Origin of the sequence: Pseudomonas sp. MYb193 (genome assembly GCF_002966775.1) — a bacterium.
In the GTDB taxonomy this organism is placed as follows: domain Bacteria; phylum Pseudomonadota; class Gammaproteobacteria; order Pseudomonadales; family Pseudomonadaceae; genus Aquipseudomonas; species Aquipseudomonas paracarnis.
The window spans coordinates 3,905,398-3,926,365 of record NZ_CP023269.1 but is presented as its reverse complement, the minus strand read 5'-3'; the positions used below and the strand labels follow the sequence as shown (position 1 = coordinate 3,926,365).

The 20,968-nt window shown below is 63.0% G+C and carries 19 protein-coding genes; 15 read left to right on the top strand and 4 right to left on the bottom strand.

Annotated elements, in window-relative coordinates:
* Window positions 1-6: 6 nt before the first annotated feature.
* The 3 genes from CLM72_RS17700 to CLM72_RS17690 form a co-directional block, all read right to left on the bottom strand.
* Window positions 7-1,665 carry a hydantoinase B/oxoprolinase family protein gene (locus tag CLM72_RS17700; protein ID WP_105227310.1) on the bottom strand — a complete coding sequence of 553 codons (1,659 nt, stop codon included), beginning with the start codon at window positions 1,663-1,665 and terminating at the stop codon, window positions 7-9.
* A gap of 13 nt (window positions 1,666-1,678) precedes the next feature.
* The gene (locus CLM72_RS17695; protein WP_105227309.1) at window positions 1,679-3,763 is read right to left on the bottom strand and encodes a hydantoinase/oxoprolinase family protein; all 2,085 of its coding nucleotides are present in this window, start codon (window positions 3,761-3,763) and stop codon (window positions 1,679-1,681) included.
* A 174-nt stretch (window positions 3,764-3,937) separates the two neighbouring features.
* On the bottom strand, window positions 3,938-6,550 hold the full coding sequence (locus tag CLM72_RS17690; protein WP_256595206.1) for a LuxR C-terminal-related transcriptional regulator: 2,613 nt from the start codon (window positions 6,548-6,550) through the stop codon (window positions 3,938-3,940).
* A 352-nt stretch (window positions 6,551-6,902) separates the two neighbouring features.
* On the opposite strand from CLM72_RS17690, the gene CLM72_RS29330 reads away from it, so the two are divergent.
* From CLM72_RS29330 to gspD, 15 genes are all read left to right on the top strand, one after another.
* Window positions 6,903-7,916 (top strand): alpha-amylase family glycosyl hydrolase, encoded by a 1,014-nt coding sequence (locus CLM72_RS29330; RefSeq protein WP_256595205.1) that lies wholly within the window; start codon window positions 6,903-6,905, stop codon window positions 7,914-7,916.
* Complete coding sequence (locus tag CLM72_RS29325) at window positions 7,909-8,538, top strand: glucan 1,4-alpha-maltotetraohydrolase domain-containing protein (protein ID WP_256595204.1); 630 nt, start codon at window positions 7,909-7,911, stop codon at window positions 8,536-8,538. The genes CLM72_RS29330 and CLM72_RS29325 overlap by 8 nt, the downstream gene beginning before the upstream one ends.
* An 85-nt stretch (window positions 8,539-8,623) precedes the next feature.
* Window positions 8,624-9,886, top strand: a complete 1,263-nt coding sequence (locus CLM72_RS17680) for a hypothetical protein (RefSeq protein ID WP_105227308.1) — start codon at window positions 8,624-8,626, stop codon at window positions 9,884-9,886.
* A 21-nt stretch (window positions 9,887-9,907) separates the two neighbouring features.
* A complete protein-coding gene (locus tag CLM72_RS17675; protein ID WP_105227307.1) occupies window positions 9,908-10,246 on the top strand; it encodes a hypothetical protein in 339 nt (112 codons plus the stop codon).
* Window positions 10,247-10,472: 226 nt separating this feature from the next.
* Window positions 10,473-12,170: a type II secretion system ATPase GspE gene (gene gspE / locus CLM72_RS17670; RefSeq protein ID WP_168220195.1), complete on the top strand. Its 1,698-nt coding sequence runs from the start codon at window positions 10,473-10,475 to the stop codon at window positions 12,168-12,170.
* Window positions 12,167-13,363: a type II secretion system inner membrane protein GspF gene (gspF, locus tag CLM72_RS17665; protein ID WP_105227305.1), complete on the top strand. Its 1,197-nt coding sequence runs from the start codon at window positions 12,167-12,169 to the stop codon at window positions 13,361-13,363. Before gspE ends, gspF begins: the two co-directional genes overlap by 4 nt.
* A gap of 20 nt (window positions 13,364-13,383) precedes the next feature.
* On the top strand, window positions 13,384-13,794 hold the full coding sequence (gene gspG / locus CLM72_RS17660) for a type II secretion system major pseudopilin GspG (RefSeq protein ID WP_019821138.1): 411 nt from the start codon (window positions 13,384-13,386) through the stop codon (window positions 13,792-13,794).
* 7 nt (window positions 13,795-13,801) lie between these two features.
* Window positions 13,802-14,227: a GspH/FimT family pseudopilin gene (locus CLM72_RS17655; protein ID WP_034128224.1), complete on the top strand. Its 426-nt coding sequence runs from the start codon at window positions 13,802-13,804 to the stop codon at window positions 14,225-14,227.
* On the top strand, window positions 14,224-14,556 hold the full coding sequence (locus tag CLM72_RS17650) for a type II secretion system protein (protein WP_105227304.1): 333 nt from the start codon (window positions 14,224-14,226) through the stop codon (window positions 14,554-14,556). The genes CLM72_RS17655 and CLM72_RS17650 overlap by 4 nt, the downstream gene beginning before the upstream one ends.
* Entirely contained in the window at window positions 14,553-15,161 is a 609-nt protein-coding gene (locus CLM72_RS17645) for a prepilin-type N-terminal cleavage/methylation domain-containing protein (protein WP_105227303.1), read from the top strand. Before CLM72_RS17650 ends, CLM72_RS17645 begins: the two co-directional genes overlap by 4 nt.
* Window positions 15,158-15,859, top strand: coding sequence for a general secretion pathway protein GspK (locus CLM72_RS17640; RefSeq protein ID WP_105227302.1), 702 nt, complete (start codon window positions 15,158-15,160; stop codon window positions 15,857-15,859). The genes CLM72_RS17645 and CLM72_RS17640 overlap by 4 nt, the downstream gene beginning before the upstream one ends.
* The gene (locus CLM72_RS17635) at window positions 15,856-16,848 is read left to right on the top strand and encodes a PilN domain-containing protein (RefSeq protein WP_105227301.1); all 993 of its coding nucleotides are present in this window, start codon (window positions 15,856-15,858) and stop codon (window positions 16,846-16,848) included. The genes CLM72_RS17640 and CLM72_RS17635 overlap by 4 nt, the downstream gene beginning before the upstream one ends.
* Entirely contained in the window at window positions 16,823-17,425 is a 603-nt protein-coding gene (gspM, locus tag CLM72_RS17630; protein WP_020300756.1) for a type II secretion system protein GspM, read from the top strand. The genes CLM72_RS17635 and gspM overlap by 26 nt, the downstream gene beginning before the upstream one ends.
* A complete protein-coding gene (locus tag CLM72_RS17625) occupies window positions 17,422-17,922 on the top strand; it encodes a general secretion pathway protein GspN (RefSeq protein WP_105227300.1) in 501 nt (166 codons plus the stop codon). The genes gspM and CLM72_RS17625 overlap by 4 nt, the downstream gene beginning before the upstream one ends.
* Window positions 17,923-17,927: 5 nt before the next feature.
* Complete coding sequence (gspD, locus tag CLM72_RS17620) at window positions 17,928-20,054, top strand: type II secretion system secretin GspD (protein WP_105227299.1); 2,127 nt, start codon at window positions 17,928-17,930, stop codon at window positions 20,052-20,054.
* Window positions 20,055-20,113: 59 nt separating this feature from the next.
* On the opposite strand, the gene CLM72_RS17615 is transcribed toward gspD, so the two are convergent.
* Window positions 20,114-20,950 (bottom strand): 5'-nucleotidase, lipoprotein e(P4) family, encoded by an 837-nt coding sequence (locus CLM72_RS17615; protein WP_105227298.1) that lies wholly within the window; start codon window positions 20,948-20,950, stop codon window positions 20,114-20,116.
* Window positions 20,951-20,968 lie beyond the last annotated feature (18 nt).

The window sequence follows — 20,968 nt, the reverse complement described above, 5'->3', positions numbered from 1 at the left end:
GTTGGATCAGGGCATGACGCCGTACACGGCGTAGGCGGTTGGCTCGTCGAGGTAGCCGTTTTTCAGGTCGTCGCGCACGGCGGCGGGGTCGCGTGCCGCCGGCGGTCCGTAGCCCCCGCCGGCTCCGGTACGCACGCGCACCAGGTCGCCCTCGTTCAGAGGGACACCGCTGGCCATGGCGTAGCGTTCCGGCGGCTGGTCACCACGCAGGACTTCAACGTAGTTGGGCGTGCCGTCCATCCCTCCTTGCAGGCCCCACGGCGGCACAACCGAGCGGGTGTAGCCGCAGGTCAGGAAGCTGCCGTCGGCCCGCACGCGGTAGTCGATGCAAATACCGCGACCGCCCCGGAACTGCCCATGCCCGCCCGGTTCGTCGTTCAGCGCCATGCGCTCCACGTACAGGCCATAGCGGGCCTCGCACACCTCAACCGGGCAGTTGTAGGTTTCGCCATGCAGCCCGGAATAAACGGCGTTGTTGCCGTCGCGCCCAGGCTCAGCGCCCCAACCACCAATCTCTGGTTCCACCAGGGTAAAGACGCGGCCGGTGTCCGGATGCCGACCGCCGATAATGGTGGCGCAGACTGAGGCGAAGTTGCCGGCGGGCAGGCGGTCGGGGAACTGCTGGGCCAGGCAGCGCAGGATCAGGTCATGCACGCGGATCAGGTTCTCGAAATAAAAGCCTTCAGCCGCTGGCGACTGGGCATCGAACAGCGAACCCTGACGCGTCAGCACAGTAAGCGGACGGAAGGTGCCGCCGTTGGTGATGCCCTGCGGTGCCGTCAGCGCCTTGAAGGCCATCTGCGCCGCCACCACGGCGCCGTCCCGGCTCAGGTTGGTCGGCCCTGCGCACTGGTCGGGGTTGTCGCGCAGGTCAATGGTCAGCGTGTGGTCATGGATCTGTACGGTAACCTTGAAGAGGCTACCATCGTCCTGCGGTTCCTCCAGAAACAGGCAGGCATTGGGCAGCTCCATCAGGGCCTTGCGCGAGACCTTTTCTCCCAAGTCCATAAAGTCCTGCATGGCCAGCAGGAACAGGTCCGTGCCGTACTTGGCGGTCAGCTCGCGCAGGCGCAGGGCGCCGCCCCGCACCGCGGCCACGCCCGCCCACAGGTCGCCCTCCATGAAGTCCGGCATGCGCGTGTTGGCGCGCAGGATCTGCAACACGGAGCGGATCGGTTGGCCGCGGCTGATCAGCTTGACCGAGCACAGGCGCAGACCTTCCTGGAAGATATCGGTGGCCTGTGTCGACAGTGACCCAGGCACCATGCCGCCGACATCGTTCCAGTGCGCAATGTTGGCGGTCCAGGCCACCCGGCGCCCTTCGGCGAACACTGGCATGGCCAGCACCACATCATTGAGGTGGGTCACAGCGCCGCTGTGAGGGTCGTTACAAATGAAGATATCACCGTCCTGGATATCGTCTGGGCCGGCATGTTGAAGCAGGATCTGTTTGACCGCCTTGTCCAACACGCCGACAAAGGCCGGGATGCCGGCTCCGGAACTGGCGATGTCACCGTTGGCGTCGGTGATGCCGGTGCCCATGTCCAGCACCTCATAGATCACCGGGCTCATCGCCGCTTTGCGCATGGCGGCGAACATCTCGTCGGCAATGGCTTGCAGCGAGTTCTGGATAATGTCGCGGGTGAAGATGTCGAGTGTATGCATGGTGATAATCCCGTCAGCCGTTGAGCGTGATGTGCAGGTTGCCGAGGCGGTCCACGAGCACGTGGTTGTGCGGGTGAACCACGACGGTGGTGCCGGCGTCTTCAATCACGGCGGGGCCGTCAAAGCACATCTGGGGTTCCAGCAGGGCGTAGTCATAAATGGCCGCTTCGTGGATGCCCTCCGTGGCGTAATCGACGAGGCGTTGGCCTTTGCGGGCGGCGTCAATCGTGCGTCCGGTGATGGGCAGGGCCTGGGGGATTAACTTGTCGATTTGGGCGACAGCGACCAGATGGAAACCGACAATCTCCAGCGGCGCCTCAAGGCGGTAGGTGTAGTGCTGCTCATAGAGCGTGTGGAAGCGCGTTGCGATGTGCTCCCAGTCAGTGTCCAGGCGTTCATCAAGGCCCAGCGGTACTTCCACCGAATGCTCCTGGTTCTGGTAACGCAGCTTGCAATGCACCTGAGTTTCGACCCGCTCCGGGGGCACCGCCTCGGCCGTGAACTGCTCACGGGCGCTGGTCATCAGCTCGTCCAGAAACCCTTGGGTGTGTACGAGGGCCTGTGACTGCGTGGCGTCAACAAAGCGATTGATGAACAAATCACGACGCAGATCCGACAGCGTCATGCCCCAGGCCGAGAACACCGAGGCTCCACGGGGAACGATGACCTTTTTAACGCCCAGTTCCTGGGCCAGGGCCACCGCATGCAGCGCGCCGCCGCCGCCAAAGGCCATCAGGGTCAGTTCACGCGGGTCGTGGCCACGGCTCAATGACACCAGCTTCAAAGCGTTGACCATATTGTTGTTGGCCAGGCGTATCACGCCGCGTGCGATCTCATCGGCAGGCAGTTGCAGGCGGTCACTCAGCGCGTTGAAACCCTGGGCGACAGCCTTGAGGTCGGCGCTCACTTCGCCGCCGCAGAAGTACTGAGGGTTGATGCGGCCCAGCGCCAGATTGGCGTCGGTGGTCGTAATCTCGGTACCTCCATGGCCGTAGGCCGCCGGGCCGGGCACTGCACCGGCGGACTGGGGGCCTACGTGCAGTTTGTCGAAGGCATCGACCCAGGCGATGGAACCGCCGCCATTGCCGATTTCCACGAGGTCCACCACCGGGACCATGATCGGGTAGCCGGCATTGATTCGGTCGCGCTCGATCCAATAGTCCGTCTTGATCGCGACCTGGCCGTTGCGGATCAGCGCGCATTTGGCCGTGGTGCCGCCGATGTCCAGCCCCAGCAGGTTGGGCTCGTCGATCAATCGGCCCAGTTCGGCCGCTGCCCAGAAGCCACTGGCTGGCCCGGACTCGACCATGGTGATGGGGATATCGCGGGCATGGGCCACGCTGTCGACGCCGCAATTGGACTGCATGATGTACAGCGGTGCCTGATAGCCCTCGCTGCGCAGTCCGGCTTCCAGCTCATCCAGGTAGCGGGCGGCGATCGGTTGCACATAGGCCGAGAGGGCCGTCGTACTGGAACGCTCGTACTCACGCCACTCGCGGGTGATCTGGTGCGAGGCAACCACCGAGACCTCGGGCCACAAGCGTTTTACCTCGTTCAACACTGCCTGTTCGTGGCTGGGGTTGGCATAGGCATGCAGCAGGCAGATGGCGATGGCTTGAACGCCATTGGCACGCAAGCCCTCAATCATGGCCGGCAGTTCATCCAGCGCCAACGGCTCGCGTTCGCGCCCATCGGTGCACAGGCGTCCGGCAATTTCCAGGCGCAGGTAGCGCGGAACAAACGGTACGGGCTTGACCCACTTCAAATTGAAATAGTCAGGCCGGTTGGCGCGTGCGATTTCCAGGATGTCGCGAAAACCCCGTGTGGTAATCAGGGCGGTTTTGACCCCACGGCGCTCGGTCAAGGCGTTGATGACCACCGTGGTGCCATGGGCGAGAAAATCCACCTCCGACAGGGTGACCCGAGCCTTGCGGATCACATTGAGAATGCCCTGGGCAAAGTTCGGTGGGGTGGTGTCGACCTTGGCGGTACGGATCGTCTGCTGCCCGGTGACGGGGTCGTTCTCGAAATACACCAGATCGGTGAAGGTACCCCCCACATCGGTCGCGACGCGCACAGTCTTGCGGTTTGATTGCACAGTGTATCTCCTGAATTTCTTGTTCTTCTAAGGCACAGGAGATGACTGCCATCGCGACCATCCTCTGCGGATGGTCACGATGCTAGGCAGTGCATGGGTCGGGTTACCACGGGTGGGGCGGGTAGGGGGCGGGCAATCGCGCATTGCCCCTACCCAATTGGGTAGGCTGGCGGCTCAGAGCGAGGCGTCGAGATGTCCTTGGTGCAGTGCCGCACTGATTGCGGCGGTGCGGTTGTCCACCCCCAGTTTGGCGAACAGGTGCTTGAGGTGAAATTTCACGGTGTTTTCGGAGATCTCCAATGCGAGCGCGATGGCTTTGTTGGATTGGCCGTGGGAGAGCAGGCTCAGCACCTGATGTTCTTTTGTACTCAACACGCTGTGTGCGGGCATGGGATGCGCCCGCCAGCCGCGCAATCGCTTGATCACCGAGGTGAGCATGGGCGGCGGCGCCGGATAATCCAACAACGCCGGCAGCAGGCAAGGCCCCACTTCCAGAAGCAGCCCTGGCAGACCATATTGGAAGATCGGGGCCAGGGCCTGTTCGGTGTCCTCGGCGTGAAGCGTTCGCACCTTGCTGCTGGCAGCCAAGGCCATCAACCTCAGGCGCCAGGTCGGCAGCAGCAACCCTTTTGTTTCTATATCCGCCGCGGCACGTCGCAAACGCGTCAGCGCCGCAGCCGAGAAGCCGCTCTGCAACTGCATACGGGCCAACGCCAGCGTGGCGGCTTCTTGGCTACGCCAGTCTTGGGTGCAGTTGGCGGTGTGCTCCAGGTCCATCTCTAAAAGCGCTTGGCGCGCTGTCGGCAATTGTCCGCCTTGCACCCACGCATCAATACGCCAGGCCTGCACCAGCCCCGATAAACGTGGCCATTGGCGGGCATCGGCCAATTGTTCCACATGGTTCAGCTCCAGTAGCGCCGCGTGCAGGCCATGGCTACGCAACCGTGTGCGCCAGGTGACTTCAGCCGTGGCGGCGACAATATCCAGCCACCCGTCGGCATGCTCCAGCGCGGCCCAGCCGTCCTCGAGCCAAGGCGGGGTCTGCGCCCATTCACCTTGCCAATACAGATGCCTGGCCTTGAAACAGCCCACCAGTGCCCGTAACGAACTTTCCTGGCCGAATTGCTGGGTGGCAAAGGTCAGGGCCTGCTCCAGCAACACGCCGGCGTCGTCGATGCGTCCAGCGAGTGCCAGGGCTTGGGCCTCGTGAATACGGCAATAGTTTTCGCCGCGTGGGCTGGCAATGACGCGCATTTTGACGTGCGCGTCTCTGATGGTGCGCAGGCTCGCTTCCAGTTCGCCGCGCGTCAGGGCGGCCAGGGCAAGCACGCACGCCAGGGTTGCTTGCGCAAGTGTCGGGTCGAGTGGGGATGCATTGGCGTGCACGGTCAGGGTTTTGGCATCAAGAGTGTCCAGATGGTCCTGATAGGCCGCGGCAAGGGTCTGGATGACGTGAAAGTCGCGGGCCAGTCGTGCGTCGCCTGCGACCTTGCCGCTGGTGCGTTGCAACAACTGCGTCGACAGTGCGTGATCGCCTAGCTTGGCGTGCAGATAGGCCTGGAGCAGCAGGAGATCGGGGTGGTCGCTGCACGTGGCGGCATCGAACTGTTGCAGCAAACTTTGGGCGTAGCGGATGCCATGGTGCAGCACCAGCTCCCACCCACCTGCGCTGACCACCAGGCTCACCGCCAATGGGATGTCGTCAGCCTTGAGCGCATGGTGAACGGCCTGGCTCCAATCCTTCTGGCCCGCAAGCCAGTGTGCCGCCGCACGATGAATAGACTGGCGCTGCCGGCTGTTGACGCGCAGTCGCAGAAAATCACGCAGAAGCGTGTGGTAGCGGAACCATTGGCGCTCCGGGTCCAGCGGTATCAACAAGGTGTCCAGGTGCGCAAGTTGGCGCAGCTGCTCGGCACTGTCATGACGACCACACACCGCGTCTGCCAGGTCGGCATTGAAACGCTGCAGCAGGCACGTCTGCAGCAGCAGTGATTGGCCTGCTTCGGGCAGGCGGGTGAAGATGTGCGTGGTGAGGTAGTGGGCGACATCCGCCACACCACCGGAGAAGGCGGTCAAACCGTACATCGAACCATCGTTACTCGTGCGCCATAAGCGGGCCAGTTGCACCGCCACGGCCCACCCTTCGGTGGCCTTGTGTATCTGACACAAGGCGCTGGCCTCCAGATCAGCGCCGAGTATGTCGCCGGCTTCTTCAAGGGATAGGGTCAACGCTTGCGCACAGACTTCGTGTACCCAGCCCTTGGCTTTCCAACGTGACAATGGCCAGTCTGGCTGTGTGCGGCTGGCCACTACCCAGTGCAGCCAAGGCGCCGCATGCTCCAGCAAATGGCTCAAGAGGGCGCTCACCTCGGGACTGGCAGCGAGATGGTAGTCATCCAGAAACAGGGTGACTACACGGTTTTCCCGGGCCAGTGCCTGCAACAAAGCGTTGAGCGTGCGTCGTGGCTGCACGTCCATCGCCTGTGAGGCCGCAAGATGGGGTAAGTGCTCCAGCTCAACACCCGCCTGGTCCAAGGCCAGGATCAGGTAGGCCAGAAAGCGGTTGTGTTCGACATCAGCCTCATCCAGCGACAGCCAAGCCGATACCGTATCGGGCGCTTGTTGCCGCAGAGCTGCATGCCATTGCATCAGCAAGGTGGTTTTGCCGTAGCCGGCTGGAGCCGTCAACAGTGTCAGTGGGACAAGCGCGTTCTCCTTTAGAGAAGCCAACAGCGCTTCTCGCGTAACAGACGTCGGCAATACCTGCGGCGGCGTCAGCTTGCCCATCCAGTACCCTGCGTTTGATGAATGGGAGGGGGGCTTTTGATTCATGGTGAGCGTCACTGGCGAAGAGGTTTTAGCGTTGTTGTAACAGCAAAGCCGGGGAGGCATCGGTTAACTGTGTTACAGCTTTTGCATTCAGTGGGCGGGGCATCTTTGTCGTAGGCGTTCGCGGGCGAGCGTCAGCATGGCTGGGCGTATAGGTGTCCTGTGCGAGAACTGATATTTCGCTGGCTGCCACAATCATTGAAGACTGCCCAAACGTACCGACCGTCGGAACCGGTATTTTTGACAGGTTACGCGTTGGGCCACCTGGTGGCCCCTGACACTTCCTTCTATCCGAGATGGGAGTTGTGCAATGAACCGGAATGCGTGCGCGGTCGGCGTGTCTGCACTCTTGATTGCTTCGCTGATCCTTCTTGGCCCTCGGGCGATGGCCGAGGGCGAGGATCTACAAGGCAACAGTCCTCAAGGCATTCGCTATGGCGGCGGGGATGAAATCCTGCTTCAAGGGTTTCATTGGAACTCCATTCGTCTGCCCGCTGGCGATTGGTATACGACGCTTCTGAACCAGGCCGCACTGGTGGGTAAAGACGGCTTCACCGGCGTCTGGCTACCACCCCCGTGGCGCGATGTGTCCAAATGGTCGGATCCGAAGGCCGGAACCAGCGGAGGAGGGGAAGGCTACTACTGGAGTGATTTTGACAAAAACGGTGCCTACGGTAGCGAGAGTCAATTGAAGGCTGCTGTTGCGGCGTTAAAGACCGCTCACGTCAAAGTGATTTTTGATGTGGTGCCCAACCACATGAATCGCGCCGATACAGGATCTGTGTTGCGAGCGGTACTCAGTGACAGCACGGCATGGCGCGATGGCTGTGCGCAATGTGACACTGGCGAGCCCTTTATGGCGGGCGATTCCGACCTGAATATCGGTAATGGCAAGGTCGCTGCTTTGTTCAAGGGCGAGTTTGAAAACCTGCGCGATAACTACGGTGCCGATGGGCTGCGCTTTGATTTCGTCAAAGGCTATGGTGCTGACTCGGTCAATGACTGGATGAGTAGCTTTGGTAATACCCGTTTCTGTGTCGGGGAGCTCTGGAAAGGCCCCAGCGAATATCCTGTCGATGATTGGCGCCATATGGCCGGTTGGCAGGACGCACTCAAGGATTGGTCTGATCGCGCCCACTGCACCGTGTTTGATTTCGCGCTCAAGGAGCGCATGCAGAACGGAGCCCTTTCTGAATGGCGTAATGGTCTCAATGGCAACCCGGATCCTGCCTGGCGATCCATCGCCGTGACCTTTGTCGACAACCATGACACCGGCTATTCCCCAGGCACGGGGGGGGGGTCAGCATCACTGGTCCTTGCCTGAACACCTGCGAGACAAGGCCTACGCCTACATCCTCAGCAGTCCGGGTACCCCGATGGTCTATTGGCCGGATATGTACGACTGGCCGCGGGGCGCCTTGATCCGAGAACTCATCGCGGTACGTCGGGGTGCTGGCGTACGGGCTGACTCGTCTATCGTGTTTCTGAGTAACTATTCGGGCTTGGTCGCAAAGACCACGGGCGATAAGCAAACATTGCTGGTGGCGCTTGCGTCAGATCTTGACGGTACAAAGGTTTCGTCGAGGTTCACGCAAGTGCTGGACCGCAACAGCGGAGACATCCGTATTTGGCGTTCTCTCCCGCAAGCCAAAAGCGTCAGTGTCCAGATGAGGTGTGATCAAGGTAAAACTGAAAAAGGAGAAAGCGTCTATGCCGTCGGATCAGGCCTTGAACTGGGGGATTGGTCACCGGCTCGCGCTGTACGTTTGACGGATGTGAGTGAGTATCCTCGTTGGCAAGGCCAAATCGAGTTGCCGGAGGGCAGCCACTATGAATGGAAGTGCATCGTGCGTAGCGAGCAGGATGCAACGGTGGTTCGCTGGCAGAGCGGGGACAACACATCGTTTGATGCTAAGCAAGGCGGAATCAGCGCAGGCAGTTTCTAGCGGCGCAAGCGTAAAGGGTTGAGTCCCTGCAAACGGGTGCGAGCATGACGGTAACAGCTCGCTCACCGATTGCAGGACACCCCTTATGAATACCATCCCCTCCGTTTCAAGCTCCGCATTGCTGGGCCGGTCGGGCTCGCGCTTACCCATCTGCGGCAAGATCCGCGCGGGCATCAAGGTGCTCACCAAGCACGCAGCACAACAACCCCAAGCGCAGACGCTGTACGACCAGGGCGTAGCCGCCGGCCAATCGTTCGACGAAATTGAAGCTGCCATCCTCGACGCGCTGCCCACGCTCAAGCACCCCTTGGTGCCGCGCAATGTGTCTTGGTTCACGGTGCGCGCGCAGGACTACGCCAACCCGGTGCTGGCCCAGCAGATCCTCGATGCTTATGGCGAAACACGTGCCGATGGCGAGCGTCGACTGTACCGGTTTCCGGTGGTGTTTCCGTCCGATCATTGGCCGACGGTGATGCCCCATCAGTTGGCGGTGTGGGGCGCGCGGGAGAAGCGTTTCTGGTCGCAGTATTCGGCTGATGGCCGCACGCGCCAATGCTGGTGTCCGGCGCCGCTACCGAGCGGCCAAGAGGCCCGTCCCATACGGCCTTTTGGCGGGCGACAGGCGATGCTGCGGGCCGACAACGGCGGGATTTGCAACCCTGAAACCTGTCCGCAATACCAGAACCGCGAGTGCAACCTGGATGGCCGCTTCTTGTTCTTCATTCCCGGCATTCCCTCGGTCAGCGTGTTCGAGCTGCACACCCGTAGCTTCTATGCGTTGAACGCGGCGATCCAGACGTTTGAAACCATCAGCTTTATGCGCGGCGGGCGCATCTCTGGGTTCCTGGATCGGGATCACACGCCGTTTTTCCTCAGCAAGCAGTTGCGGGAAGTGGCGTACATCGATGACGAGGGGCAGCCCGTGCGGGTACCCCAGTGGATCATCCAGCTGGAGGCGCCGGTGGACGTGAGCCCGTTGTTGCGCGAGCGCGATGACCCGGACACCTGCCTGATGCCGGCAGTGCTCGCCGCGCAGGTGCGGCCTGATGAGCCGACGCAGGAGGCGCCGGTGGAGGTAACGGTCCCTGTCGCGGCAGCAGTGACCCCAGTGGTGAACGGGGATGAGTCGCCGAGTCACGCGCAGGTGTTGGCGTTGGTGGAAACCTTCGGTTTGGACTTGGAGCGTTACACCGCGTATACCGACCGCCGCTGGGGCACGGGGTGGAAGCTCAACCGCCAAGGGCGACGGCGGGCCTGGGATGAATTGGAACGTTACCGCCAAGACCCGGAGGGGGACGTCGACAAGATCGAAACCGAGCTGGCGCAGGCCGCTGGAAGGCGGGGATGACGGGCATGGGCGCAGCGCCGATTGCCGTTGGCCGAATGGGCGCTGCAGCAGTGGCAAGCGCGGATGCGCCGTATACAGGCGCGGGCACGGGAACTGGTCGCGCTGCGGGCCGAGAGCGAGCGGCTGGCGCAGGAGCAGTCACTGTTGCGGGGCAAGGTCGCGCAGGTCAATGCGGCTTTGACGACGTTGTGGCAGCGCGAGCAAGTGGTGGGTTCCAGCGTCAACCTGCAAGAGCGACGTGCGCAGGTCGAGGCCGATCGAGCGCGACTGTTGCATCGGCGGGCACGGTTATTAGCCACCGATGAAGTTAAGCGCTTGAATCTTTTGCACTGTCAGTTAATTGAAAGAGAGAGCACCTGATGACCCGCCGTTATGGCTAATTGCAACTAGTGGCTATTGGCTGCTAACGCTCTAAATCAGTGCATTTGGCAATGTTTTGTATTTAATTACCCCCTTATCCGGAACTAGGGCTATAACTTCCAGTCGATACACCCGGCTAACGCCTGCCTGGGCTATGGCGAACTAATGGCATTGTTCGGTAGTTCTAAATAGCCATACTTTTCGCAACGTTAGATATTCCTCAATGATGTCGTCAGTGCCCATCGATGCTTGCAAGATGCAGATCCCGCATACCGACCAAGTGTGCGCGTGGCTGATGCAGCACGCCGGGCTCAAAATCGCTGATCTGGAACGCGCCCAGCGTTTATCCACTGAGCCTGGCGACCTGCTCGGTTTACTCACGCGCCTGGGCCTGGTGTCCGAAGTCGAACTGGCTCGCGCCTGGGCCGATTTGCTGGATGCGCCACTGCTGCTGGCTGACGCGGCGCCGCCGTTGCTCGATCCGCTTCCCGTGCTCACCGAGCGCTTTATGCGTCATTACCAGGTCGTGCCGATGGGTTGGCATCAGGGCGGGTTGCGCGTAATGGCCTCCAACCCGGCGCAGTGGTATCCGTTCCAGGCCCTGGCGTATGCCTGTGAGGTGTCGGTCTGGCTGGCCGTCGGTTCGCGTAATGAAGTCGAGACGCTGATCGAGCGCTATTACGGCCAGGGCCGTTCCGCCATGGGCAGCCTGATCGAAAACCTCGATGAGCAGGGCGGCGTGCTGGAGGACATCGAACACCTCAAGGACATGGCCTCCGAAGCGCCAGTGATTCGCCTGGTCAATCTGATCCTGCAGCGCGCGGTGGAACAGCGCGCTTCGGATATCCATATCGAACCCTTCGAAAACCAACTCAAGGTGCGCTACCGCATCGACGGCGTGCTGCACGACGCCGAAGCACCGCCTGCCAGTTCGTCGGCGGCGGTGATCTCGCGGGTGAAGATCATGGCGCGCCTGGACATTGCCGAACGGCGCCTGCCCCAGGACGGGCGCATCATGCTGCGCATCCAGGGCAAAGCGTTGGACCTGCGGGTGTCCACGGTGCCCACCAGCTTTGGCGAGTCGGTGGTGATGCGCCTGTTGGACCGGCAAACCGTGCAATTCGATTTCCCCAGCCTGGGCTTTGATGGCCCGCGCCTGGCGGCCTTCCAGGATCTATTGGCGCGGCCTCACGGCATCCTGTTGGTCACCGGGCCTACGGGCTCGGGCAAAACCACCACGCTTTATACCGCGTTGTCGCAGCTCAACACGGCTGAACGCAAGATCATTACCGTGGAAGACCCGGTGGAATACCAGCTTGAAGGGATTAACCAGATCCAGGTCAAGCCGGCCATCGGCCTGGACTTTGCCGGAGCGCTGCGCGCCATCGTGCGCCAGGACCCGGACGTGATCATGATCGGCGAAATCCGCGACCTTGAAACTTGCCGCATTGCCGTACAGTCCTCCCTCACGGGTCACTTGGTGCTCTCAACCCTGCACACCAACAGCGCCGCTGCGAGCATCACGCGCTTGCTGGACATGGGCGTGGAGAGCTACCTGATTGCCTCCACGGTCAGCGGTATTCTCGCGCAGCGCCTGGTGCGGCGCCTGGACCCTGCCACGCGGGTTGCCTTCCAGGCCCCAGCGGAATTGATCAAGGAGCACGGCCTGGATCGCCTGACCGAGCAGCGTCCCATCCTGCTTTACCGCGGTGACTATCACGGCCGCAGTGCCCTCACTGAGTTGTTGGTAATGAACGACGAGTTGCGTGGCCTGCTGATGGGCCACGCCGACGCCGCCAGCCTCGAGCACGCCGCCCGCCGCGCCGGTTTGCGCACCTTGTATGAAGACGGATTGCGCCAGGCCCTGGCCGGTGTCACCTCCCTGGAAGAAGTGTTGCGTGTCACCCGTGGAGATGACGCGTGAGCCTGTTCAAGTTCCGCGCTCTGGACAGCCAGGGCGTGGCCCAGAACGGCACGTTGCAGGCCATTGACCAGGCGGCTGCTGTCGCCGTCTTGCATCAGCGCGGGTGGTTGCTGCTGCACATCGAAACGGCCAGCAGCCCCTTGTTGCGCCAGGCACGCGGGCAGTTGAAGGGCGCCGCGCTGGTGAGTTTCACCCAGCAGTTGGCCACGTTATTGGGCGCCGGCCAGCCCCTCGAACGCGCTTTAAACCTGTTGCTCAAGCAAGCCCGCCATCCTGCGGTGCGGGCCTTGATCGAGCGTATCCGCGACCAGGTCAAGGCCGGCAAACCGCTGTCGGCTGCGCTGGAGGAGGAGGGCGGCACGTTTTCCCCGCTGTACCTGAGCATGGTGCGCGCCGGTGAAGCCGGCGGGGCGTTGGAAGGTACCCTGCGCCAGCTCAGCGACTACCTGGAGCGTAGCCAGTTGCTACGCGGCGAGGTGATCAATGCGCTGATCTACCCGGCGTTCCTGGTGGTGGGTGTACTGGGTTCCCTGGCGCTGTTGCTGGCCTATGTGGTGCCGCAATTCGTGCCGATTTTTCAGGACCTTGGCGTACCGATTCCTCTGATCACCCAGGTGATCCTGGCGCTCGGCGAGTTCCTCGGCGCCTATGGCCTGGTGGTGCTGGCCGGGTTGTCGATCAGTGGGTGGATCCTGGCGGCGCGCCTGCGCGACCCCCTTCGCCGTGAGCGTTACGACCGTCACCTGCTGAGCATCCGCGTGATCGGCCCGCTATTGCAACGGGTGCAAGCCGCCCGCCTGACCCGCACCCTGGGCACGTTGCTCAGCAACGGCGTGGCGCTGCTGCCCGCGCTGGTGATCGCCCGGCAAGTCTGCAGCAACCGTGCGCTCCAGGCGCAAGTGGCGCTGGCAGCGCAACGGGTCAAGGGTGGCGGCACCCTGGCCGATGCGTTCGGTCGCCAGCCGCTGCTACCGGAGCTGGCGCTGCACATGATTGAAGTCGGTGAACAGGCCGGCGAACTGGACAGCATGCTGCTCAAGGTCGCCGACATTTTCGACGTCGAGGCCAAGCGCGCCATCGAACGCTTGCTCGCGGCACTGGTGCCGACCCTGACCGTGGTCATGGCGGTGCTGGTGGCGGTGATCATGCTCGCGATCATGCTGCCGCTGATGAGCCTCACCAGCCATATATGAACTTTCAAGGAGCAGAACCGATGAAAACCCGACACCGCCAAGGCGGCTTCACCCTTTTGGAAATGCTGGCGGTGATCGTGCTGCTGGGTATTGTCGCGACCATTGTGGTGCGCCAGGTCGGTGGCAATGTGGACAAGGGCAAGTACGGCGCGGGCAAGGCGCAATTGGCCAGTTTGAGCATGAAGATCGACAGCTACGCCTTGGACGTGGGGGCGCCGCCCAACAACCTGCAACAACTGCTCGACAAGCCGGCCAGTGCTTCCAACTGGGCCGGCCCCTACGCCAAGCCTTCGGAGCTGAAAGACCCGTTCGGCCACGGGTTCGGCTATCGCTTCCCCGGTGAGCACGGCGCCTTCGACCTGATCTTCTACGGCCAGGACGGCCAACCCGGCGGTGAGGGCTACAGTGCCGATCTGGGCAACTGGGAATAACCCGCCCGTGGCCCAGCGAGGCTTTACCCTGCTGGAGATGCTGGTGGTCATTCTATTGATCGGCATTGCGGCGGGGTTGTTGGGGTTGGGTGTACGGCAAGGGCTGCAGGTGGCCAAGGAGCGCCGGGTGGTCGCGCAGATGGTCGAGGCCCTGCGTGCCACGCGGGCGAGCGCCATCGTCAGCGGCCAGGCGGCGCGCACTCAGTTCGACCTCCAGGGCCGCTCGTTCCAGGCTCCAGGGCGTGCGTCACAGCAGTGGCCAGCGCAGGTGCAAGTGACCTTGCACAGTGCCGAGCAGGCTGGGCCCGCGGTGGTGTTCTATCCCGACGGCAGTTCCACAGGCGGTAACCTGCTGCTGGCCAACGGCAGCCGTCGTTGGCGCATCGACATTGGCTGGCTTACCGGCAGTGTGCAGTCCAAGGCGCTGCCATGAAGTACCAGGCCGGTTTCACCCTGCTGGAAATGCTCGCCGCCCTGACGTTGATGGCGGTGTGCAGCAGCGTGTTGCTGGTTGCCTTCGGCCAGAGCGCGCGCGCCTTGTCCCAGGTGGCCCACAGCGACCGCCTCAGCCATGCCGCGCTCACGGTGCTGGACCAGGAAGCCGCCGGTCCGCTCACGGAGGGAACCCGCCAAGGCGAACTCGAGGGCATCCATTGGCAATTGACCAGTACCCGCCAACAGCCGCACCTGTTTCGTCTTGACCTGAACGTGCGTGAAGGCGCGCATCAGGCGCACTTCAGCACCTTGAAGGCGCGCCTGTGAAGCGCCGTGAGCAGGGCTTCACGTTGCTGGAAGTACTCGTGGTGCTCAGCTTGCTGTCGGTGTTGTTGCTGCTGGTGAGCGCAGCGTTGCTGGGGGCCAATCGGGCGGTGGCCAAGGCCCAGGCCTACACCGTCAGCCTGGATGAAATGCGCGCCGCCCAACAGTTTTTGCGCACATCGATCAGCGAGGCGCTGCCGCTAAAGCTCACTGACGATGACAGCCAGGCCGAAGTTTTTTTTATCGGCACGCCTGAACGTCTGCAGTTTGTGGCGACCTTGCCCGGTGTATTGGGCGGGGGTATCCAGCGCTTTACCCTGCAACGGGTCGGGCAGGATCTGCAGGTGGCTTTTTCGCAGAGGGACTCCCACGCCAACGCGCAGCGCGATGAGCCGCAGGTGCTTTTGCATGACGTCGAGGCGCTGCAGTTCAGCTATCGCGGTGTCTCGCCACTGGGCCAGCCCACCGACTGGTTGAGCCCGTGGCCCTGGCCCCGGCGCCTGCCTACAGCGGTGCGCATCGACGCCTCCGTCGACGGGCCGGTGCCATGGGTCGCCCAGGTGGTTGCGCTGCGCCTGAACCTGTCCAGCGCGAGCAGCGAAGAATGAAGCGCCAACGCGGTGCGGCCCTGTTGCTGGTGTTGTGGGTGCTGGCCTTGCTCAGCGTATTGCTGGGTGGCCTGGCCGGGTGGGTGCAACTGCAAAGTCGCCAGGCGCTGTGGCTGCGCCAGCACACCCAGACACTGTTGGCCGCCCAGGCCGGTATCGCACAGGTCATGGCGCAAGGGCAGTGGGTGGCGGACGGGCGTTCTATTGCGCTGACCTTCGACGACGCCCGCTTGCAGGTCAGTGTGCGCAGTGAGCGCGGCAAGCTGTACCTGGTCAACGCCGCCTCCCAAGACCTCACGCGCCTGGCCCTGGCCTGCGGCGCTACACCGGTTCAGGCCCAGCAGTTGGCCAAGGCCCTTGAGACTCGCCGCCATCAGGGCCTGGCGCCGTTTCGGGTGCTGGAAGAGGTACGTCAACTCCCCGGCATGACCCCGGCGCTCTACAGCCAACTACTGCCACACATCACCTTGTGGAGCGACCTCGACCGGCCCGCTCCGGCATTCGCCAGCCCCCTGATGCGCAAGGCGTTGAACCTGCCACGCCAGGACGCCGAGGGCGTCGACCCCGGCCAGGTCGTGGAAATCGACAGCCGCGCCGAGCGCCCCGGCGGCTATCAGGCACGCCTGCGACTGACCCTTTTACTAAGCCCTGCGGAGGACAGCGCACAGCCCTATCGGGTAGTGCGGTGGCAAGAATGATTCAACTCGAACCGATTGCCCGCTATTGGCGCGGCAGCCTGCTGCAACAAGGCTGGCGTTTGTGGCTCACGGAGTTACGCGGCTGTTTGCCCAAGTGGCTGGCGTTCCAGGAACCGCCCGAGCACGTTCATCACTGGCCGCTGACGACACCGGTGGTCCCAGGCAATACGCGCCAGGTGCTGATGCTTGCCCCCGACGCCGTGTTGCAGCAAAGCGTGCAACTGCCTCTGGCTGCCGCGCGCAACCTCGTGGAGGTGGTTGGCTATGAACTGGACCGCTACACCCCGTTCAACGCCGAGCAGCTCTACTTCGTCGCCCGCCAGGAGCGGCGCACACCCAGCCACCTGGAGGTGAGGGTGGTGGCGATCCTGCGCGAGCGCCTTGACCAGGTCCTCACTGACTGCGCCGCCCTCGGCCTGTACCCACACCGCGTGGATGTGGCGGGCCTGGGTATCGACCTGCTGCCCGCGCCGTTACGCCCGCGTTCGCGGCCTGCCGGCAAGCAATTGCAGCGCAGCCTGCCGTGGTTGTGCGGCGCGTTGCTGATCGCGGCGATGCTGTTGTGGCTCAACGACCGCCAGCGGGTACTCGACAGCATGCACGCCACTGTCCAACAGCAAAAAGCCGAGGTCGCCCAGGTGCACGCCCTGCGCCAGCAACTGCTCAACACCCGTGGCGCGGCGCAGTACCTCAGCCAGCGTAAACGGGCGCAACCGCCCCTGGCCGCGCTGCTGAATGACTTGACCAGTTGCCTGCCCGCCGACACCTGGCTCGACCAATTGGACGTCAAGGACGGCGAGGTGAGTTTCTCCGGCCAGAGCGCCAAGGCCAGTGGCCTGATCAGCCGCATCAAAGGCTGCCAGCGCTTGGACAACGCGCAGTTTGAAGGTGTGATCCAACCCGACGCACGCAGCGGCAAGGACCAGTTTGCCTTGCGTGCCCACTTACGCCAGGAGGCCGCCGATGCGCCGACCCCTCACACCCCGTGAACGCCGCGGCGCCGCCTTGTTGACCCTGGCGTTGGTGCTCGGCGCGGCCTATTGGCTGTTGATCGACAGCTGGTTCGCCGGGCCGCTGCGGGCCATGGGTGAACAGGCCGAACAGTTGCGTGAACAGCAGCAGCGCTATGCCAGCGTCATACGCCAGGGCGATGCCTTGCGCGAACAGCTGGCGCAAGCACAGCAAGACCCGGCCAGCAGCGCCAGCCTGTTGCCGGGGGACGACCCGGACGTGGTCGCTGCCGACCTGATGCAGCGTCTCGCCGACCTGATCAACAGCCACGCCAACCTCGGCGGCGGCTGCAACCTCACCCAGCGCAAGCCGATCACGCCCGAACAGAACGACAGCGAGCCCTATCGTCAGGTCAAGGTCAGCCTCACGCTCAATTGCGCCATCGAACCGCTGACCGCGATCCTGCATGGGCTGGAATATCAGCCGCCTTTTCTGTTCGTCGATGAGTTGCATATCCGTCGCGACAAACAGGCGCCAGCCAGTGGCGGGGCGGGCAAGCTGGCGGTGCAACTGCTGGTGCGCGGCTACCTGCAACCGGCGCGGGTGGCACCATGATTGGCCCCTTGCGTCCTCTGGAATGGGGCTGGCTCGGCGTGGCCGGGCTTTTGGGGGTGTTGATGGCGATGATCCTCAGCAGCATCGGCGACGCCCCCCGGTGGTTACCCGATGCGCCGGCGCATGCGCCACCCTCGTTCCAGGTGCAGGCCGCTCCCACGCCAGCGTTGCAAGACCTTGCCGGTACCTGGCAAGCGCCGCTGTTCAGCCCGGATCGCCGCCCGGACCGGGAGGTGGGTAAAACCCAGGTGGCGAGCCTGGCCAACCTGACCCTCAGCGGCATCATGATCACCGGCAACCTGCAAATGGCCATGCTCAAGCAAGCCGGTGGCCCAACGCTCACGGTGCGCTTGGGCCAGGCGTTGCCCAACGGCTGGCGCCTGGAGCACCTGACCCCGCAATACGCCCGTTTTGCCCTCAACGGGCGCACCCAGACCCTGAGCCTCTACGGTAAGCGGTTACCCCTGATCTCACATCCCCGCGAGTCTCTCCCTTGATCGATATGCGCACTTCGCTGTTTTGCCTGGCTACCGCCGTCTCCCTGGGCGGCTGTGGATCTTTGCCCGACACCCTCGACCCGGACGACGACCTGCTGCACGAGGCCCTGCAGGGCACCGGCGCACAACGCCCGCCGCTTCAGGCGCCTGTGGCCGAAACCGCTCCACCTGCCACCCAGGCTCCGCCGCAGCGCCAGCTCATTCGTGGCAATCAAGCGTTTGTGCGCCAGCCCGCGGCACCCGTAAACGTGCCGGAGCAGGGCGGCGACATCGTGTTCAATTTCGCCGATCAGCCTATCGAGGCCGTGATCAACAGCGTGATGGGCGACCTGTTGCACGAGAACTACAGCATCGCCGAGGGCGTGAAGGGCACGGTCAGCTTCTCCACCTCCAAGCCCGTGGACAAACAGCAAGCGCTGTCGATTCTCGAAACCCTGCTGTCCTGGACCGACAACGCCATGATCACACAGGGCAACCGCTATGTGATCCTGCCGGCCAACCAGGCAGTGGCGGGCAAGCTGGTGCCGCAGATGCGCGTGGCGCAACCGGCCAGCGGCCTCTCGGCACGTCTGTTTTCACTGCGCTATATCTCGGCCACCGAGATGCAGAAACTGCTCAAACCCTTCGCCCGTGAAAACGCTTTTTTGTTGGTGGACCCGGCGCGCAATGTCCTGAGCCTGGCCGGCACGCCCGACGAACTGGCCAACTACCAGGACACCATCGACACCTTCGACGTGGACTGGCTCAAGGGCATGTCGGTGGCGGTGTTCGGCCTGCAACGCGCCTCGGTGGCCGAGCTGATGCCCGAGCTGCAAGCCGTGTTCGGCGCGGACAGTGGCACACCCCTGGCCGGCATGTTGCGGTTCTTGCCGGTCGAGCGCACCAACTCGGTGGTGGCGATTTCTTCCCAGCCCCAGTACCTCAGCGAAGTGGGCGACTGGATCCGCACCATCGACGAGGGCGGCGGTAACGAGCCGCAGATGTATGTGTACGACGTGCGCAATATGAAGGCCGCCGATCTGGCCAAGTACCTGCGGCAGATCTACGGCAATGGCGCGATCAAGGATGACGCCCCGGCGAAAGTAGCGCCGGGCTTGCGTACCACCACCTTGTCCTCATCCACCAGTGCCGGTTTGCAGGCGAGCGCCCCGGTGCCCGCAGCCGAAGAACCTGAATCCGAGCCTGCCGAAAACACCCAGGCATCGCACACCAGCGACCTCGAGGCGGGCACGCGCATCACCGCGCAAAAAAGCAGTAACCAACTGCTGGTGCGCACCCGCCCGGCGCAATGGAAAGAAATCGAAGCAGCGATCAAACGCCTCGACAACCCACCGCTGCAAGTGCAGATCGAGACCCGCATCCTGGAGGTCAAGCTCACCGGTGAACTGGACCTGGGCGTGCAGTGGTACCTGGGCCGCCTGGCCGGTAATTCCACCAGTACCACGGTGGCCAACGCCTCCGGCAGCCAAGGCGCCCTGGGCGGTGGCGGGGCAGGGCTGGGGGCGGCGGACTCGTTGTTCTACTCCTTCGTCAGCTCCAACCTGCAAGTGGCCCTGCACGCCCTGGAAACCAACGGCCGCACCCAGGTGCTGTCGGCGCCATCGCTGGTGGTGATGAACAACCAGCCGGCGCAGATCCAGGTGGGGGACAACATTCCCATCAGCCAGACCACCGTCAATACCGGGGACGCCGACACCACCTTGAGCAGTGTCGAATATGTGCAGACGGGGGTGATTCTGGATGTGGTGCCGCGCATCAATCCGGGTGGGCTGGTGTACATGGATATCCAGCAACAGGTCAGTGATGCCCAGAACCCGACGGGAAACAGTGAGACGCCGGTGAACCCGCGTATCTCCACGCGCTCGGTGTCCACCCAGGTAGCGGTGCAGAGTGGCCAGACGGTGCTGCTCGGCGGGTTGATCAAGCAAGACAACGCTGAGAGCGTCAGTGCCGTGCCTTACCTGGGGAAGATTCCGGGGTTGCGCTGGTTGTTTGGCAATACCAGCAAGTCCAAGGACCGCACGGAGCTGATTGTGCTGATTACGCCGAGGGTGATTACCAGCAGCAGCCAGGCGCGGCAGGTGACGGATGATTATCGCCAGCAGATGCAGCTGTTGCGCCCCAAGCAATGAGCGGCTCTTGATCGTTCCCACGCAGAGCGTGGCAACGATCATCACGGCAGGGCTTTACCCTATTGCTGCAACAGCAATGCCTGCTGCTTGAGCCTGCGTTTCTGCGCAAACGGCAAGCTCTCATCATCCCCATACGGCGCGCTATACCAGTTGCCGTAGCTCGGGTTGGGCAGCAGGAACCAACGCTGGCCTAGCCAGTTCACATAGGGTTCGACGGCCTTGCGTTGTGCATCCAGGGTGTTGTGTTCGGCTTGCACGAAATCTCCCAGCGAGTCACCTGCCATCAACAGCACGCGGGCATGGCTGGCGACCCACTGACGGCGGCACTGCTTGCCGTAGCCCGCGCTTTCGCAGTGGCCGGTGGGGGTGCTGGCCGCCAGGATCTGTGTGTCGCTCTCAATCGGAAAACCGCGCAAACGCAGGTTTTTGGCGGTGGCCGCGACCTGGCTGTGTTCGCGGTTGGTGAGGTAGTACACCTTGACACCTTTTTGTCTGGCCGCTTGCAGGAACGCCACGGAACCCGGCAGCGCCTGAGCCTTGGCCTGCTCGACCCAGGTATTCCAGCGATCGTAGGAATAGACCTGATTGTTGATGATGTCGCGGGCGTTGAGGGGCACGTTGTCCAACAGGGTCTCGTCGATATCCACGATCACCGCCGGCGGCAAACCGGTCAGCTTGCGGGCAGGCAAAGGCAGGGCGTCCCAGCTGGGGTCGGCCAGTGCTACATCGAGTTGGCGGGTGGCATTGGCGAAGAGCTGGCGGTAGATCAGCTCGTGTTCGATGGACGTCTGGGTCCAGAGCACTGCATCGAGTTGGTCGTTGGCCGGGGGTGTTTGCTGGCAGCCTGCCAGAGCGGTGGTCAATAGGCAGGCACTGGCGAAGAACAAGTTACGCATGAGCAAGTCTCGCAGAGG